This is a genomic window from Cyanobacterium stanieri LEGE 03274 (assembly GCF_015207825.1).
Lineage (GTDB): Bacteria > Cyanobacteriota > Cyanobacteriia > Cyanobacteriales > Cyanobacteriaceae > Cyanobacterium > Cyanobacterium stanieri_B.
Genome location: NZ_JADEWC010000066.1, coordinates 1 through 1,211 on the forward strand (window position 1 = coordinate 1; position 1,211 = coordinate 1,211).

Genomic DNA, 1,211 nt, shown 5'->3' on the forward strand with positions numbered 1-1,211 from the left:
TTGACACTCCTCGGCGTGAACGCAGGAGGATTCTTGGTTCAGTGATTCATCTTACCCTAGCAGGTGTTGCCACCAACCAAGATAGAGGACAAATCTCCCCAAGCGTTTAAGTCCAATAAATCAGACTTGCTTCCGATGTGCCCCATCGTAGCTTTTCTTAAAATATTCAATGATGCTTGTGTATCACGATCTTCAACATACCCACAACTACAAACATGAGTTCTAGTTGAAAGACTTTTCTTGATTCGTTTTCCACATTGAAAACAATCTTGAGATGTGTAGGCTGGATTTACCGCAATGGTTAATTTTCCATACTTGACCCCAAAATATTCCAACCATTTACGCAATTGACTCCAACCAGCATCATTAATACTTTTTGATAACTTACTATTTCTAACTAGATTTTTCACCTTTAAATCTTCATAGGCGATCAAGTCGTTTGACTGAATTAGACGCAGTGCCTTTTCCTTGGCGAACTCTTCACGTTGCCTACTTACCTTTAAATGTGCTCTGCTGTATCGCTGTCTAGCTTTGATATAGTTGTTACTTACAGGCTTTCCCTTCTTCAATTTTCTTGACTTTCGACGATTGAGTCTATTTAATCTGGCTTCTGAGTGACGATAAAAACGAGGATTCTCCACAAAATTTCCATCACTATCAGCATAGAAATATTTTAAACCAACATCTATGCCCACCATCTTTTTGGTTTGGGGTAGAATCGAAGTTATATCCCTTACATCTAACTTTAAGCAAAACTGGCAAAAATAACCATCTGCTCGTTTAACAAGTCGTACTCTTTGTATTTGAAACTCTTGGAAATAATCTAAATCCCTTGAGCCAATTAACTTGAGAGTACCGATGTTATTACCATCAGTGAAAGTGATTCGTTTATGATCTCGATCTAGTTTCCAACCAGATTGTTTATACTCAATACTACGAGTGCGTTTAGAAAATTTAGGGTATCCTTTTTTCCCCTTAACTTGCTTTTTGCAATTATCATAAAACTTAGATATGGCACTCCAAGCCCTTTCTCCTGCCTGTTGACAAGCAGTGGAGTTAAGATACTTAACAAAAGAAAATTCTTTTCTTAAAGTAGTGGTATATCGATAAACTTCGGCTTTACCTACGTTTTGAGAGTTCATCCAGAGACTAACACATTTATTACGTACGAATTGGACTGTACGAATGCCCTCATCGATAGCTTTAAATTG

At 37.6% G+C, this 1,211-nt stretch carries 1 protein-coding gene; it reads right to left on the bottom strand.

Annotated features, from left to right (window positions below; genetic code table 11):
* Positions 1-56: 56 nt before the first annotated feature.
* Positions 57-1,211 (bottom strand): RNA-guided endonuclease InsQ/TnpB family protein (locus IQ215_RS14280; RefSeq protein ID WP_193802064.1); only part of this gene is annotated, 1,155 nt, incomplete at its 5' end.